Source organism: Pectobacterium carotovorum, assembly GCF_033898505.1.
Classification (GTDB): Bacteria; Pseudomonadota; Gammaproteobacteria; order Enterobacterales; family Enterobacteriaceae; genus Pectobacterium; species Pectobacterium carotovorum_J.
In genome coordinates, this window is sequence record NZ_JAXAFK010000009.1 from 1 (window position 1) to 14,803 (window position 14,803).

A 14,803-nucleotide genomic window follows, 5' to 3' on the forward strand; every position below is an offset into this window, starting at 1 on the left:
TTTGCCTGGCGGCGATAGCGCGGTGGTCCCACCTGACCCCATGCCGAACTCAGAAGTGAAACGCCGTAGCGCCGATGGTAGTGTGGGGCTTCCCCATGTGAGAGTAGGGAACTGCCAGGCATCAAATTAAGCAGTAAACCGGAGCAATCTGGTGGTTGTAAAGAAACTCGGTGGAGCGGTAGTTCAGTTGGTTAGAATACCTGCCTGTCACGCAGGGGGTCGCGGGTTCGAGCCCCGTCCGTTCCGCCACTTATTATGCAAAAAGCCCTAAGTTAACGCTTAGGGCTTTTTGCATATTCAGACATTAGCGTTTTTAGATGGATCCCTCTCTTCTCTTACTTTTTGTTTTTGTCCACCATTTATTTTTCCCTTCCCTTCCCTTCCCTTCCCTTCCCTATCTTCAGGCGTACATTGCAAGTCTGCGATAAAATTCTTATAACGGAAGTGGGCTCTTTTTTGATAGGGTATTTGGTGTATTGAAACTGATAGTGGATGAGGCGTGCGGAAAAAAACCTATGCAATGAGGTATGTTGCCGGCCAACCAGCTGAACGTATCTTTCCTCCCGGGGAAATGCATTATCCGGGGCAAGTGCTACCGACAGGCTCATTGTTGCTGGAGGGAGATGTTTTACGTGTAATGGTGTGGAACATTTTTAAGCAGCAACGAATGAATTGGCTTTCCGTATTGCAAAATTTTGGCAAAGGCACTCAGTTAGTCCTGTTGCAGGAAGCGCAAAGCACGCCAGAACTCATCCGTTTTGCAACCACTAACTACCTTTCTGCCGATCAGGTTCCTGCTATTATTCTCCCACAACATCCATCTGGTGTGATGACGCTATCGGCAGCTCAGCCAGTATATTGCTGTCCTTTACGTGAAAGGGAACCCTTGTTGCGTTTGGCTAAGTCCTCTTTGGTGACGGTCTACGCGCTTCAAAATGGCCAAAGACTGATGGTGATTAATATCCATGCGGTTAACTTTAGTTTTGGTGTTGAGGTGTATACCAAGCAGTTGGCTGCAATTGGGGAACAGCTCTTACATCATCAGGGGCCAGCTATTATGGCTGGGGATTTTAATGCGTGGAGTCAGCAGCGTATTAACGCACTTAATCGGTTTGCGGCAAGGATGGGGTTGCAGGAAGTACATTTCGTTGATGACCAGCGGCGCAAGGCATTTGGTCGACCGCTAGATTTCGTCTTTTACCGTGAACTGGCCGTAAACCAGTCTTCCGTCTTGGTGACTCAAGCTTCAGATCACAACCCACTGCTCGTCGAGTTTAGCCTGGTTTAATCGCCATAAAAAAACAGCCCTCTACATCTGTAGGAGGGCTGTTCTTGTTACTGATTCAGATATGACGTTAAGAATCAGGCTTTATATTGCTGCTAACATAAAGCGTCAGACGATCGCCTGGCTGGATGTTGGCATTCTTGTTGATAACCGTATTCCAGCGCATCACATCAGCGATATTTACGCCATGGCGCTTAGCGATGCTTGCCAGCGAATCACCTTTCCGAACTTGATAGGTGATAGAACTGCTATTGCCTGAAGCTTTGGCAACTTGTAGCGTCTGACCAACCTTGAGCGCACCGGCGCTACGCAGATTGTTCCAACTCTGCAAATCTTTCGTGCTGACATTAAGCCGTGCCGCAATTGCTGATAAGGTATCACCCGAGCGTACCTTATACTGCTGTGATGCTGGTGTCGGCTGCGTTTGCGCTAAGCGTGTTGGTTGAATCGCGGCGATGTCACCATCAGCAAGTGAATCTTTCAACTGCTCAACGTGAGCTTTAGGAACCATAATGTAATGTGGCCCATTTGGTGCGGTGACATTACGTTTATAGCCCGAATTATAGCTCTTCAGCTTATTCAGCGACAGACCAGCCATCTCAGCGGCTTGTGTCAATTCTATCTGCTGCCCCAGTTCAACCTTTGCTAATGCTCGGCTTTCATTAGGTTGCGGCAGACTCACGCCGTACTTCTTACTGTTTTTTAGAATATCGCTCAAGGCCAGCATCTTAGGAACATAAATTGACGTTTCACGCGGTAACGCCAGTGCCCAGAAGTTGGTTGATTTCCCTTTCGCTTTATTCGCTTTCATGGCCTGCATGACACGACCTTCACCACTGTTATAAGCAGCAACGGTTAATAACCAATCGCCATCAAACATGGTGTTGAGTCGCTGCATCATATCCAGCGCAGCCGTCGTAGACGCAATTACGTCACGACGTCCGTCGTACCACTGGTTCTGTTTCAAACCATAATTACGTCCTGTACCAGGGATAATCTGCCATAGCCCTGCGGCATTGGCGGATGATGTGGCACTTGGATCAAAAGCGCTCTCCACTATGGGTAGCAGTACCAGTTCCATCGGCATTTTACGTTGCTTAATCTGCTCGACTATCCAGTACATGTACGGCTCTGCCCGTAATGTTACATCGTGGAGATAGCTCTTATTTTTCAAATAACGCGTTTTTTGCTCGCGGATCCGGGCGTTATCCGGAACCTCCATCTTCAGCTCGTCGCCAATGAAGTTCCACAGATCTCGTTGCGCAAGGCTATCGTCATCTAACCATCGCGCTGAGGCCTCTCGACCATCTGTGTACTTTCCTGCTTCACTTTGACTTGCCGAAGACAAACTCTGTGCATGCTGCTTGGGTTGCGAGGTGTCATGTGGTGAAACCTGGCAACCCGCCAGCAAGACTGAGGCGATGATTATCGCTTTAGCCTTCATATGTTGGTCAATAGTTTGCTTAAAAGACGAGCAAGGATACTTTGATTAGAGGAATAGCACAACCTAAACCTTCAGAAGCAGTCTTTCTTGCTGCGTAGCATCTCAAAAACTTGCCAATTCTCTATATTTTCAGGTTCTTTTGATAATTTCCTTTTTAAATCAAATTCATGACAGCGAAGAAATAGGTTGATTCTTCTCTCCAGTCCTAATGTTGTTGGTAAACTAGACTGCGATTTTTCTCGTATCTGACTGATTTCATGGAGATAAGCTTCAATATTCTGATCTTCAGGCCATATAGTATTAGAAAACCTTAAGTTTGATAGCGTGTATTCATGCGCACAGCACACTACCGTATCATCAGGAAGAACTGCTATTTTTTGAATTGATTCATACATTTGTTTTGGCATGCCTTCAAAAATACGACCGCATCCCGCTGAAAACAGGGTATCGCCACAGAACAAAAATGGCGCGTTATAGTAGGCAATATGACCAGATGTGTGTCCTGGAACCTCAATTACAGAAAATTCCGAATTTAACAAAGAGACGGTGTTTCCTTCCTCAACTAGGCAGGTTGCGCCACATTTAGCGGTTTCTTTTGGGCCAAAAACAGGCAGATTAGGGTAGTGCTTCAGGAGTTCATTGACGCCCCCCACATGGTCGTTATGGTGGTGAGTGAGTAAGATAGCTTCAGGAAAAAGTGCGTGTTGATCGAGCGCTTCAAGCACTGGTGTCGCTTCACCGGGATCGACGATCACGCAGTGGTTTTCTTTATTGCTCAATAGCCAAATGTAGTTGTCCTGAAGTGCGGGGATACTGATAAGATTCATTCATCACCTCTTTTTGCGAGCAGCCTGAGGACGAGAACAGAAGATGAAATCGGCACAAATCCCTCAGACCATTGTTGCACCTGATTCATGGGATGATATCACCTGTGGGCAGTTTTATCGCGAGTCGCTTGAGCTGGCTTTGTTGCCATGGTGGCCAAAGCTCTTTGGCTTCCATCTTATTAAAGTCGGGGCGTTGAGTGCGGAAATCCATATCACGGAGTGCGCGATTGCGCATCAGGTTAACGTGGCTCCACACGGTGATAATCTTCAAGTCGTGGCTGATGCTCATCAATTACCTTTCTCTGAAAAGTCGATCGATGCCTGCCTGCTCGCTCAAACACTATCTTATTCGTCTGATCCGCATCGTGTTTTGCGCGAAGTTGACCGTGTTTTGGTCGATGATGGTTGGTTAATTCTGAGCACGTTTAATCCGATCAGTCTGGTTGGCTTGGGTAAACTGATCCCCAGACTCAATAAAAAGCATCCCTATTGCAGCCGCATGTTTACTCAAATGCGCATAACGGACTGGCTGGGGCTCCTGAACTACGAGGTTATCCATCAGACGCATTTTCACGTTACGCCATGGCGAAGAAATAAAGGGAAGTTGAATAAACATATTCCGATGCTAGGGTGCCTGACGCTGATTATTGCCCGAAAGCGCACGATTCCACTGACGTTTACGCCTATGAGGACACGGTTGCGTAAAGCATCTGTGCGCCGCACGGTGGGCGCAACAAAGATATATCGGAGATGAGGCGGACGCCTACGGTGATTTACTCAGCCTGATAACCCGTATCATCAAGCGTTGGCGCACTCGCGGCGGCGCGAGCGAGTTCATCACAGCGCTCATTTTCCGGGTGCCCGGCGTGTCCTTTTACCCATTCCCAGCGCACGGAATGGCGTTGAATCGCGGTATCCAGCCTTTGCCAAAGGTCGACGTTTTTGACCGGTTTTTTGTCGGCGGTTTTCCAGCCCCGCTTTTTCCAGTTATGAATCCAGCTGGTTATCCCTTGACGAACATATTGGCTGTCAGTGCAGAGCACCACATCGCACTCGGTAGTCAGCGTTTCAAGCGCTGCAATCGCGGCCATCAGCTCCATTCTGTTATTCGTCGTAAGACGATAGCCTGCACTTAACGGTTTTTCGTGCTGCTTGTAGCGCAGAAGGGCGCCATAACCGCCGGGGCCGGGATTACCGAGGCAAGATCCGTCGGTGAAAATTTCTACCTGTTTGCGCATCTCTGGTAGACTCTCCCTTATGGTAAAAACGGCAAGTCTGACATAAACGAAAACGATGAGCACTGAAATTACGCGACAAATCGTCCTGGATACAGAAACCACCGGTATGAATAAGCTGGGGGTTCACTACGAAGGGCATAAAATTATCGAGATCGGTGCGGTCGAAGTAATTAACCGCCGCCTGACTGGCCGCCATTTTCACGTCTATATCAAACCCGATCGTTTAGTCGATCCCGAAGCGTATAACGTACACGGTATCAGCGATGAGTTTCTTGCTGACAAACCGACGTATGCGGACATCGTGGATGATTTTCTCGATTTTATCCGTGGCGCGGAACTGGTCATTCATAACGCGACGTTTGATATCGGCTTTATGGATTACGAATTTCGGTTACTGAACCGGGATCTCCCCAAGACTGAGACGTTCTGTAAGATTACCGATAGCCTGTTTATGGCGCGGAAGATCTTTCCCGGGAAGCGTAACAGTTTGGATGCGCTCTGCGATCGCTATCAGATAGATAACAGCAAGCGTACGCTGCACGGCGCATTGCTCGATGCCGAGATTCTGGCTGAAGTTTATCTGGCGATGACCGGTGGCCAAACGTCTCTGACTTTCTCGATGGAAGGAGAAACGCAACAGAAGAACGAGAATACCGAAACAATCCAGAGAATTGTCCGCCCTCAATCGGCGTTAAAGGTGCTTTACGCTGATGAGGCAGAGCTATTAGCGCATGAACAGCGTCTGGATTTGATTGCTAAAAAAGGTGGTAGTTGCCTGTGGCGAGCTGAATAATGCCGCCGGAGTGTCACCCTGATGTTGCAAAACGGCGAGGGAGATCGCATCGCAGGTGAGAGAATAATCACTAAGATGAAATTATAAGCAAACAGAAACGGTTAGTTATAAAAAGCATTGACGTAATAGTGCCATCATCTTAGTATTCATCCCGCTCAATGAGCACGAGTGGAGCGGTAGTTCAGTTGGTTAGAATACCTGCCTGTCACGCAGGGGGTCGCGGGTTCGAGCCCCGTCCGTTCCGCCACTTATATGAAGACCCTGAATCAGCAATGATTCAGGGTTTTTTCATTTCTGGGTTTATCAAAAAAAGACTGTAGAGACGCGTTTGTAGAAAATGCGGCCACCCGAAAAGCAGCGGCCGTTTTTTTAGAAGTCCCAGTCTTCATCTTCGGTATTGACGGCCTTACCGATGACATAAGATGAGCCGGAGCCAGAGAAGAAATCGTGGTTCTCGTCCGCGTTTGGCGATAGCGCCGAGAGAATTGCGGGATTCACATCCGTCATGCTGGCGGGGAACAGCGCTTCGTAACCCAGATTCATCAGCGCTTTGTTCGCGTTGTAGTGGAGGAATTTCTTCACATCTTCCGTCCAGCCTACGCCGTCATAGAGTTCCTGCGTATACAACACCTCATTGTCGTACAAATCCTGTAGCAGATCGTAGGCGAAATTTTTCACCTGCTGCTGACGAGCAGGATCGGCCTTCGCCAACCCGCGCTGGAATTTGTAGCCGATATAGTAACCGTGTACCGCTTCGTCGCGGATGATAAGCCGGATCAAATCCGCCGTGTTGGTCAGTTTGGCGCGGCTTGACCAGTACATCGGCAGGTAGAATCCAGAATAGAATAGGAACGACTCCAGAAACACGCTGGCGACTTTCTTCATCAGCGGATCGTCACTGCGATAGTGCGACAGAATAATGTCGGACTTCTTCTGTAGTGCCGGGTTCTCTTCACTCCAGCGATAGGCATCATCCACTTCGCTGGTCAGACACAGCGTCGAGAAAATCGAGCTGTATGAACGGGCATGCACCGCTTCCATAAAGCTGATGTTAGACAGCACAGCTTCTTCATGTGGCGTCACCGCATCAGGCATGAGCGTCGGCGCGCCCAGCGTATTTTGGATGGTGTCCAGCAGCGTCAGACCGGTAAACACACGAATCGTCAACTGACGCTCGCGGGCGTTCAACGTACTCCAGGATGGAATATCGTTGGAAAGCGGCACCTTTTCCGGTAGCCAGAAGTTAGACGTCAGCCGGTTCCAGACTTCCAAATCTTTGTCGTCTTCAATTTTGTTCCAGTTAATCGCCTGGACGCGAGTGAGTGCGGTCATGCTTCGATTTCCTTCCGCGATGGCTTATAGCGCACAGGACACACAGCCCTGAACTTCGGTGCCTTCCAGCGCCATCTGCCGTATGCGAATGTAATAAATAGTCTTAATGCCTTTAGTCCAGGCGTAGATCTGCGCTTTATTGATGTCACGCGTGGTGGCGGTATCACGGAAAAACAGCGTCAGCGATAGCCCCTGATCGACGTGCTGCGTGGCGGCGGCATAAGTGTCGATGATCTTCTGCGGTCCGATTTCATAGGCATCCTGGTAATACTCCAGGTTGTCATTATTCATGTAAGGGGCAGGGTAGTAGACGCGGCCGATCTTGCCCTCTTTACGAATTTCGATGCGTGACACAATCGGGTGGATACTGGACGTCGAGTGGTTGATATACGAAATCGAACCGGTCGGTGGAACGGCCTGCAAGTTCTGGTTATAAATGCCGTGTGCCATAACGGATTCGCGTAGCGCCGCCCAGTCCTGCTGAGTGGGAATGTGGATGTCAGCCTGTTCAAACAGTTCACGGGCGCGCGCTGTTGTGGGTTCCCAGCGCTGTTCAACGTATTTATCAAAATACTCACCCGTGGCGTATTTGGAGTGCTCGAAGCCTGAGAAGCGCTGGTTCCGCTCTATTGCTAACGCATTCGATGCCCGAATCGCGTGGAAAGCAACGATATAGAAATAGATATTGGTGAAATCGACGGCTTCTTCTGTACCGTAAAAGATACGCTCTTTCGCCAAATAGCCGTGCAGGTTCATCTGTCCTAAACCAATCGCATGTGACTCGTCGTTGCCTTTCTCGATGGACGGTACGGAGCGGATGTGGCTCATGTCGGAAACGGCGGTCAGCGCGCGGATCGCCATTTCAACCGTCTGGCCGAAATCGGGCGAAGCCATCGCGTTGGCAATATTCATCGATCCAAGGTTACAGGAGATGTCCTTGCCAATGTGGCGATAGCCAAGATCGTCGTCGTACAGGCTGGCGTCGTTGACCTGCAAAATTTCAGAGCACAGGTTACTCATATTAATGCGGCCGTGAATCGGGTTCGCGCGATTCACCGTATCCTCAAACATCATATAGGGATAACCGGACTCGAACTGGATTTCGGCGAGGATCTGGAAGAATTCGCGCGCCTTGATTTGGGATTTACGGATGCGCTTGTCGTTTACCATCTCATGGTATTTTTCGGTGACGCTAATTTCTGACAGCGGCACACCATAAACCTGTTCGACATCATAGGGCGAGAACAGGTACATCACCTGATTATTCTTCGCCAACTGGAATGTGATATCGGGGATGACCACGCCTAAAGACAGCGTCTTGATGCGGATTTTCTCATCGGCATTTTCCCGCTTGGTATCCAGAAAACGCAGAATATCTGGATGGTGTGCGTTGAGGTACACCGCCCCCGCGCCCTGACGCGCCCCAAGCTGGTTGGCATAGGAGAACGCATCTTCCAGCATTTTCATGATAGGAATAATGCCGGATGACTGATTTTCGATACGCTTGATCGGCGCACCGGTCTCGCGGATGTTGCTGAGCATGAAAGCTACGCCGCCGCCGCGTTTTGAAAGCTGGAGTGCGGAGTTAATTGCTCGGCCAATCGACTCCATATTGTCTTCAATGCGCAGCAGGAAGCAGGAGACCAGTTCACCGCGCTGCTTTTTGCCGCAGTTGAGGAACGTGGGGGTCGCGGGCTGAAAGCGCCCGCTGATGATTTCATCGACCAGCGCGCCAGCCAGTGCGGTGTCTCCTTTGGCGAGGGTCAGTGCCACGAGGCAGACGCGATCTTCGTAGCGCTCCAGATAGCGTTTGCCGTCAAAGGTTTTCAGCGTATAGCCGGTGTAGTATTTGAACGCACCTAAGAAGGTTTGAAAGCGGAACTTGTGAGCGTAAGCCTGCTGGAAAAGGCTTTTGATGAAATCGAACTGATATTGGTCCAGCACGTCTGCTTCGTAGTAACCTTCTTCCACCAGATAACGCAGCTTTTCTTCCAGGTTGTGGAAGAACACGGTGTTCTGGTTTACATGCTGTAGGAAATAACGGCGTGCCGCGAGCTTATCCATGTCGAACTGGATATTTCCCTCTGCGTCGTAGAGGTTTAGCATCGCGTTCAGCGCATGGTAGTCGAGTGTATGGTAATCGAGCGAGTGGGCATCCGCTTCGGCCTTGGTTGCCTTTGCACTCACGTGGTCTGTTGTTGCCAAAATTCAGTTACTCCCTTACGCACGTTTGCAACGTCTTCTGCCGTGCCGAGCAATTCAAAGCGGTACAGGTAAGGCACCTGACATTTCTGCGCAATGATGTCGCCGGCGATGCAGTACGCTGCACCGAAATTGGTATTGCCTGCGGCAATCACGCCGCGCAGGTAAGCGCGATTGTGCGGATCGTTGAGAAAGATGATGACCTGACGCGGCACAGCCCCTTTCGTGCTGCCTCCGCCGTAGCTGGGGACAACCAGAATATAGGGGCGATCAACTTTCAATGCAGGCTGTTCTGTCGCTATCGGAATTCTCAGGGCTGGCAAGCCAACCCTGGAAATGAAGCGATGCGTGTTTTCCGACTGGCTGGAGAAATAGACCAGCGGGTTCATATTGCCCCCTTACTGCAATTGCAGGGCGGCGTTCAGAGTACTGATCTTATCCGGGCGGAAACCGCTCCAATGATCGTCGGCCGTCATCACGACGGGCACTTGCTGATAGCCCAACGCTCTTACCTGCTGTAACGCCTGTTCATCTTCAGTTAAGTCCACCAGTTGATAGTGAATTCCTTGCTTATCCAGCGCACGACATGTGGCGTTGCATTGAACACAATCTGGCTTAGTGAAAATAGTAATACGCATGATTCGTATTTACCCTTTGGCGTGAAAGAAGTATGTCGGAGCGGCTATCTTCAGGGTATGTGCACCCGAACCGATCCACTGGGTAGCGACGCGTTACGCGAGCGCCACACAAAGAATACTAGATGTGGGTGTTTTAAATTTCAACCACACAAGATATATGATTTTTAGTTGGCCTTATACAAATTGACGCAAACCCTGATGCAGCAAGGCTGGTAGAGAATGCAAGTAAAAAATGCAGAAAGAAATAAATGTGATGCGCATCATTTTTGACGAAATAGTGTGCGACGAAATGAAGGGTAATGTGGGAAAGACAAAAGCCAACATGACTAATCCAGCTTTCCTTTGGTAAAAGGTGGCTTCTTAGTAACGCTTTTTTATGCTGACTAAGAGACAATTTCGTGCGCAATGAAACCAGCATTTTCATGCTACTTCATAGCACGCGCCCGACGCAGGGCGCTCAGTCGCCGCCGCCCTGCGAACCCAGGCTTCCGGCTAAATTATGCCGCTACGCGGTTCCATCGGTGCCCATGCCCGCTTTTCGAGCCGCCAGCGACATGCTCCCGGCATGGCGCTGGCTTTCGCGACGTCCTGTCGCTCACTCGGCGGTCAAGCGCACCGCTGCATAATTTTCACGCCGGATAACGGCAAAATCCTTGATGCCCTTATATTTGTGACTAAGAGATACACCCTATATGTATTGATTACAGGACAGGTAGATTTCTGCCGTAATAGATTTCCTGCATTTCGTGATACAGCAGATCGGTGATTCTTTTCCGTTCAGCAGCGCTGAGTTCTTCAGGGCTGACGTTGAACAGGTAGTGTTTCAGGTCGAAGTCTTTCAATAGCATCTTGGTATGGAAGATATTTTCCTGATACACGTTCACGTCCATCATGTGATAGAGCGCTTTCATATCCTCGGACATGAAGTTCTGAACCGAATTGATCTGGTGATCGATGAAATGCTTTATGCCGTTGACATCACGGGTAAATCCCCGCACGCGGTAGTCGATGGTCACAATATCGGATTCAAGCTGGTGGATGAGGTAGTTCAGCGCCTTCAGCGGTGAAATCACGCCACAGGTAGACACTTCGATATCTGCGCGGAAGGTACAAAGCCCGCCTTCCGGATGGCTTTCTGGATAGGTATGAACACAGATATGGCTTTTATCCAGATGCGCGACGACGGAATTGGGCAGCGGCCCAGGGTGTTCTGAGGTATCGACATCTCGCGGATCGATGGGTTCTTCGCTGACCAGAATGGTCACGCTAGCACCTTGTGGTTCATAGTCCTGACGTGCGATGTTAAGGACATTGGCACCGATAATTGAGCAGGTTTCAGTGAGGATTTCTGTTAAACGGTTAGCGTTATATTGCTCGTCGATATAGGCGATATAACCGTCACGATCGTCGGCCGTTTTGGTGTAACAGATATCGTAGATACAAAAACTCAGGCTTTTCGTCAGGTTGTTAAAGCCGTGTAGTTTCAGCTTGTGCAATTTACGTCACCCCCTTGTGGTTGTGTGATTACCCTAAGTGATGGATTATTGCGCATTCTGTAGCGCGTTCAGCAGGTACTGTGGCAGAGCAAAACTGCCGATGTGAACATCAGGCGTGTAATAGCGACAGGTAATCCCTGATTGCGCAAAGCGCTGGCGCAGCGTAGCGGCGTCTATCTGGCGCAATGCCGGGTTATTGCTGGCCCAGGCGAACGTCATAATGCCGCCGTAGTAAGTCGGAATTGCCGCCTGATAAAAACTGACATCGCTGAAATAGCGGCTGAGCTTTTTATGGCTGCCGACTGCTTCATCCTGTTGCAGGAAACACACGCCATTCTGCGCGACGAAAATTCCGCCTTCATTCAGGCAGCGGGCGCAACCCTGATAGAAATCAGAGGTGAACAGGCTTTCGCCGGGGCCGATGGGGTCGGTGCAATCGGAAATAATGACGTCAAACTTTTCACTGCACTGTCGGACGAAATTAACGCCGTCATCAATCACCAGATTAAAACGCGGGTCGTCATAGCTACTGGCGCTGTGATTGGGCAAGTACTGGCGACAGAACTCCACCACGCCCGCATCGATCTCTACCATCGTGATATGTTCGACGCCGTGGTGTCGGCTGACTTCCCGTAGTATACCGCCATCGCCGCCACCGATAATCAGGACGCGTTTGGTGTTGCCGTGTGACAGAAGGGGAACGTGGGTGAGCATTTCATGATAGATGAACTCGTCGCGTTCGGTGGTTTGTACCACGCCGTCGAGCGCCATCACGCGGCCTAATGCGTCGTTTTCAAAGATGATGAGATCTTGATGATCGGTCTTCTCGTGATACAACACGCGATCAACCGAAAAATACTGGCCAAAGTTGGCATGCAGGGTTTCATACCAAATTTCTTTCTGGGACATGTTAGGGCTTCCTCCGCGATAACAGCCATGAAAATTGGCGCGCCATCATAGCCGACTCTTTTGCCGCATGCACGGTCAAATTTCAGTCAGCGCGGAGGAGGAGGGGAATTACTGCGCGTAGGAGAGTAAACCGAGTGAATTGCGTGCCAGGGACTGACATTTCTTCGGGGTAGGGATAGCGATTTTGCTGAGATCGCGATAACTGTCTTCACCCATTGCCGTCATGTCATAAGCGCTGTAATTGCTGAGATCCCAGCGGTTTTGCTGTGCAAAGGCGACCAGCGTCCGACGAATCTGTTCATTCGGCAGATCTTGATAGCCACAGTGATTTTTCAGATAAACAAAGATCGCGGTCAGATCGGCCAGATCTTCCGCTTCAAATTCATTCAGCGCCTTGCTGGCGGAAGAGAAGCTCATCAGGCTTAGCAGGAGCAGAGCCAGCGCAGAGTTTTTCATGGTTGAACCTGTTCCAAATATCGTCAGATGACGTTATCACAGATATCCTATGCGGTTCCAAGTTTTCTTACGGGAAACATCTGATATCCCCGTCATTCTTCAAGCTGCATGTGCGTTGGCAATACTCGGCTCATTTATGAGCCTCGCCCTAGCGGGCCGCCGCTTGCGGCGTTCAAATCTGCTAAGCTGATTTGTCCTCGCTCACCCCAGTCACTTACTTATGTAAGCTCCTGGGGATGAATGAGAGACATCCTGTCTCTCACCAGAGGCCAGCCGCTGGCTGGTCAAATTCGTTCCTGACGAATTTGTCGCTGTGTCGCCGCCTGCCTGCAACTCGAATTATTTAGGGGCTGCGATAAAAAACGAATGGCGAAAAGGTGGAAAACCAATAATCGCAATCTATTGAAATTTTGGGGTTTTATTTTAGTGACGGTTGGTGATGGAAATCGCCTCGGGTTAATCGCAGGATTAAAGCCCATTTATCGTTGTTTGATACGATGACGCCGCCGTCAGGCTCTGTTATTAATAGCAGCGATCTCATCCAATACAGTTTTAATTCTATGATCTCCGGTGTCTGGCGCGTCAGTAGTTGGTTGTTGGCGGGACTGTTGCTGCTTCCTTTAGCAACGGTTTTTTATCAGGCTTTTTTTGCAGATGGGCTGGGATTCGCCCCACTGTGGCACATCGGGTTACCCACCTACCTGATACATTCTGCGGTCATCGTGATTGGTACGCTTTTCTTCAGCTTACTGTTTGGGTTGCCTTCGGCTTGGTTTATCGCCATGTATCGCTTTCCCGGTCATCGTGTACTGCAATGGGCGCTTTGCTTGCCAATCGCGATGCCTGCGTTCCTGCTCGCTTACCTTTATACCGATGTGTTACGGCACCTGTCCCAGTTGTTGCGGGAAGGCGGGCTACAGATAGCATCGTCGTGGGAAGATACCCATATTGCCGGGCTGCCTGTTTCTCTCGGTTGCGTGAGTCTGGTGCTGGCGCTGGTGTTGTATCCCTACATTTACCTGTTAGTACGCGAGGCGCTGGTGAAACAGCCCGCCAGTTTGATTCATTCGGCTCGCTTACTGAATCAGACGCGCGCTCAGGTATTCCGCCGCTTATGTTTGCCTATTGCGCTGCCTGCGATTGCCTGCGGTGGCGCGCTAGTGGTGGTCGAGACGCTGGGTGATTATGGCGCGGCGTCTTACCTTGATATTCCAACCATGACGACACAGGTGCTGGATATCTGGCAGAAGCAGGGCGATATCGGTGCAGCAGCACGCCTTGGCGTATTGATCTTGCCTGCGATCTTCCTCTTGATGTTTCTGGTTAACCTCTGGCGTCGTAAGCAGAAAATTTATCAAGCTCAAGCGAATGCTTCCCAGGTGGTTCCGCCTGTGTTGAGCGGGTGGCGCAGCAGGGTGGTGCGTGGCTACTGCTGGGGAATCGTCTGTTTGTCGTTCCTGTTCCCGCTGGTGTATCTGTTATTTCTGGCTCTCCGGCACATGATGTCCGTATGGGATATGGCGTTCCTTCAGGCGGTAATGAATAGCCTGTTGGCGTCTGCCATCGCGACAGTCATCATTACGCTGATGGCGCTATCGTTTATTTTCTACACGCGTACGGCTGGGATATTTGCCAATCAGACGCCGGTTCGGCTGGTCAGCCTGAGTTTTGCCTTGCCCGGCGCGGTACTGGCTGTCGGACTGTTTACCTTGCTGTCGCTGGTGGACAGCGGAATTAACCTGTTTGCCCGCACTGCGGGGTTGCCTACCGCCGATGCTTTGCTGGCGGGGTCGCTGTTTATTCTCATCCTCGCTTATAGCGTTAAATTCGGGCGTCTGATGCTGGACAGCCTTGAGCGCAGCATGGAGGCCATTCCGCGCTCGCTGGACAGTGCGAGCCTTGTGCTGGGCGCTTCTCCCCTCAGCCGCTGGTCACGCGTGCATATTCCGCTGTTGCGCCGCAGCCTGTTCATCGGGGCGCTGCTGATTTTCACGGAAAGCATGAAAGAGCTGAATGTTTCGCTGCTGCTGCGCCCTTTCGGGATTGATACGTTGGCGACGTATGTTTTTCGCTTTACGGCGAGTGAGCAGATTGCGTCATTTGCCTTTCCTGCGTTGGTGCTGGTGGCGGTAGGGCTAATCCCTGTTTTCTGGCTGAATCGCGCACTGAATATAAAAGGATAA

14 protein-coding genes, 2 tRNA genes and 1 rRNA gene are annotated in these 14,803 nt (G+C 50.3%); 7 read left to right on the plus strand and 10 right to left on the minus strand.

The window, feature by feature from the left end; genetic code table 11:
- Nucleotides 1–4 precede the first annotated feature (4 nt).
- The 3 genes from rrf (at nucleotide 5) to R9X49_RS22450 (ending at nucleotide 1,288) form a co-directional block, all read left to right on the plus strand.
- A 5S ribosomal RNA gene (gene rrf, locus R9X49_RS22440) occupies nucleotides 5–120 on the plus strand.
- Between the two features lie 52 nt (nucleotides 121–172).
- Nucleotides 173–249: transfer RNA gene (locus tag R9X49_RS22445), tRNA-Asp, on the plus strand.
- Between the two features lie 250 nt (nucleotides 250–499).
- Nucleotides 500–1,288, plus strand: coding sequence for an endonuclease/exonuclease/phosphatase family protein (locus R9X49_RS22450; protein ID WP_319850491.1), 789 nt, complete (start codon nucleotides 500–502; stop codon nucleotides 1,286–1,288).
- Nucleotides 1,289–1,355: 67 nt separating this feature from the next.
- Here the strand turns inward: R9X49_RS22450 and mltD are convergent, their stop codons facing one another.
- Nucleotides 1,356–2,729, minus strand: coding sequence for a murein transglycosylase D (mltD, locus tag R9X49_RS22455; protein ID WP_319850492.1), 1,374 nt, complete (start codon nucleotides 2,727–2,729; stop codon nucleotides 1,356–1,358).
- Nucleotides 2,730–2,800: 71 nt separating this feature from the next.
- Nucleotides 2,801–3,556, minus strand: a complete 756-nt coding sequence (gloB, locus tag R9X49_RS22460; RefSeq protein ID WP_319850493.1) for a hydroxyacylglutathione hydrolase — start codon at nucleotides 3,554–3,556, stop codon at nucleotides 2,801–2,803.
- A 43-nt stretch (nucleotides 3,557–3,599) separates the two neighbouring features.
- Here gloB and R9X49_RS22465 point away from each other — a divergent pair, with 43 nt between their 5' ends.
- Nucleotides 3,600–4,310, plus strand: coding sequence for a class I SAM-dependent methyltransferase (locus R9X49_RS22465; protein WP_319850494.1), 711 nt, complete (start codon nucleotides 3,600–3,602; stop codon nucleotides 4,308–4,310).
- A 19-nt stretch (nucleotides 4,311–4,329) separates the two neighbouring features.
- On the opposite strand, the gene rnhA is transcribed toward R9X49_RS22465, so the two are convergent.
- Complete coding sequence (gene rnhA, locus R9X49_RS22470) at nucleotides 4,330–4,896, minus strand: ribonuclease HI (protein ID WP_256598819.1); 567 nt, start codon at nucleotides 4,894–4,896, stop codon at nucleotides 4,330–4,332.
- Here rnhA and dnaQ point away from each other — a divergent pair.
- Both dnaQ and R9X49_RS22480 read left to right on the plus strand, forming a co-directional pair.
- The gene (gene dnaQ / locus R9X49_RS22475) at nucleotides 4,850–5,587 is read left to right on the plus strand and encodes a DNA polymerase III subunit epsilon (RefSeq protein ID WP_319850495.1); all 738 of its coding nucleotides are present in this window, start codon (nucleotides 4,850–4,852) and stop codon (nucleotides 5,585–5,587) included. The two genes, rnhA and dnaQ, sit on opposite strands and share 47 nt — an antisense overlap.
- A 170-nt stretch (nucleotides 5,588–5,757) precedes the next feature.
- Nucleotides 5,758–5,834, plus strand: a tRNA-Asp gene (locus R9X49_RS22480).
- A 122-nt stretch (nucleotides 5,835–5,956) separates the two neighbouring features.
- Here R9X49_RS22480 and nrdF read toward each other — a convergent pair.
- From nrdF to R9X49_RS22515, 7 genes are all read right to left on the minus strand, one after another.
- Nucleotides 5,957–6,919 carry a class 1b ribonucleoside-diphosphate reductase subunit beta gene (nrdF, locus tag R9X49_RS22485; protein WP_015841298.1) on the minus strand — a complete coding sequence of 321 codons (963 nt, stop codon included), beginning with the start codon at nucleotides 6,917–6,919 and terminating at the stop codon, nucleotides 5,957–5,959.
- Between the two features lie 24 nt (nucleotides 6,920–6,943).
- Nucleotides 6,944–9,106: a class 1b ribonucleoside-diphosphate reductase subunit alpha gene (nrdE, locus tag R9X49_RS22490; RefSeq protein ID WP_319850496.1), complete on the minus strand. Its 2,163-nt coding sequence runs from the start codon at nucleotides 9,104–9,106 to the stop codon at nucleotides 6,944–6,946.
- A complete protein-coding gene (nrdI, locus tag R9X49_RS22495) occupies nucleotides 9,103–9,510 on the minus strand; it encodes a class Ib ribonucleoside-diphosphate reductase assembly flavoprotein NrdI (protein ID WP_010280810.1) in 408 nt (135 codons plus the stop codon). Before nrdI ends, nrdE begins: the two co-directional genes overlap by 4 nt.
- 9 nt (nucleotides 9,511–9,519) lie before the next feature.
- The gene (gene nrdH / locus R9X49_RS22500; protein ID WP_039352306.1) at nucleotides 9,520–9,759 is read right to left on the minus strand and encodes a glutaredoxin-like protein NrdH; all 240 of its coding nucleotides are present in this window, start codon (nucleotides 9,757–9,759) and stop codon (nucleotides 9,520–9,522) included.
- A gap of 701 nt (nucleotides 9,760–10,460) precedes the next feature.
- Entirely contained in the window at nucleotides 10,461–11,255 is a 795-nt protein-coding gene (gene speD / locus R9X49_RS22505; protein WP_319850497.1) for an adenosylmethionine decarboxylase, read from the minus strand.
- Nucleotides 11,256–11,300: 45 nt separating this feature from the next.
- The gene (speE, locus tag R9X49_RS22510) at nucleotides 11,301–12,164 is read right to left on the minus strand and encodes a polyamine aminopropyltransferase (RefSeq protein WP_319850498.1); all 864 of its coding nucleotides are present in this window, start codon (nucleotides 12,162–12,164) and stop codon (nucleotides 11,301–11,303) included.
- Nucleotides 12,165–12,272: 108 nt separating this feature from the next.
- Nucleotides 12,273–12,620: a YacC family pilotin-like protein gene (locus R9X49_RS22515; protein WP_010280797.1), complete on the minus strand. Its 348-nt coding sequence runs from the start codon at nucleotides 12,618–12,620 to the stop codon at nucleotides 12,273–12,275.
- A gap of 497 nt (nucleotides 12,621–13,117) precedes the next feature.
- Here R9X49_RS22515 and R9X49_RS22520 point away from each other — a divergent pair, with 497 nt between their 5' ends.
- Nucleotides 13,118–14,803 (plus strand): iron ABC transporter permease, encoded by a 1,686-nt coding sequence (locus tag R9X49_RS22520; RefSeq protein WP_319850499.1) that lies wholly within the window; start codon nucleotides 13,118–13,120, stop codon nucleotides 14,801–14,803.

Excerpts from the sequence above, each read along its gene's own strand:
- R9X49_RS22515 (WP_010280797.1), bottom strand. The coding sequence starts at position 12,620 with ATGAAAAACTCTGCGCTGGCTCTGCTCCTGCTAAGCCTGATGAGCTTC.
- nrdI (WP_010280810.1), bottom strand. The coding sequence starts at position 9,510 with ATGAACCCGCTGGTCTATTTCTCCAGCCAGTCGGAAAACACGCATCGC.
- R9X49_RS22465 (WP_319850494.1), top strand. The coding sequence starts at position 3,600 with ATGAAATCGGCACAAATCCCTCAGACCATTGTTGCACCTGATTCATGG.
- mltD (WP_319850492.1), bottom strand. The coding sequence starts at position 2,729 with ATGAAGGCTAAAGCGATAATCATCGCCTCAGTCTTGCTGGCGGGTTGC.
- gloB (WP_319850493.1), bottom strand. The coding sequence starts at position 3,556 with ATGAATCTTATCAGTATCCCCGCACTTCAGGACAACTACATTTGGCTA.
- nrdF (WP_015841298.1), bottom strand. The coding sequence starts at position 6,919 with ATGACCGCACTCACTCGCGTCCAGGCGATTAACTGGAACAAAATTGAA.
- dnaQ (WP_319850495.1), top strand. The coding sequence starts at position 4,850 with ATGAGCACTGAAATTACGCGACAAATCGTCCTGGATACAGAAACCACC.
- nrdH (WP_039352306.1), bottom strand. The coding sequence starts at position 9,759 with ATGCGTATTACTATTTTCACTAAGCCAGATTGTGTTCAATGCAACGCC.
- R9X49_RS22520 (WP_319850499.1), top strand. The coding sequence starts at position 13,118 with ATGACGCCGCCGTCAGGCTCTGTTATTAATAGCAGCGATCTCATCCAA.
- speE (WP_319850498.1), bottom strand. The coding sequence starts at position 12,164 with ATGTCCCAGAAAGAAATTTGGTATGAAACCCTGCATGCCAACTTTGGC.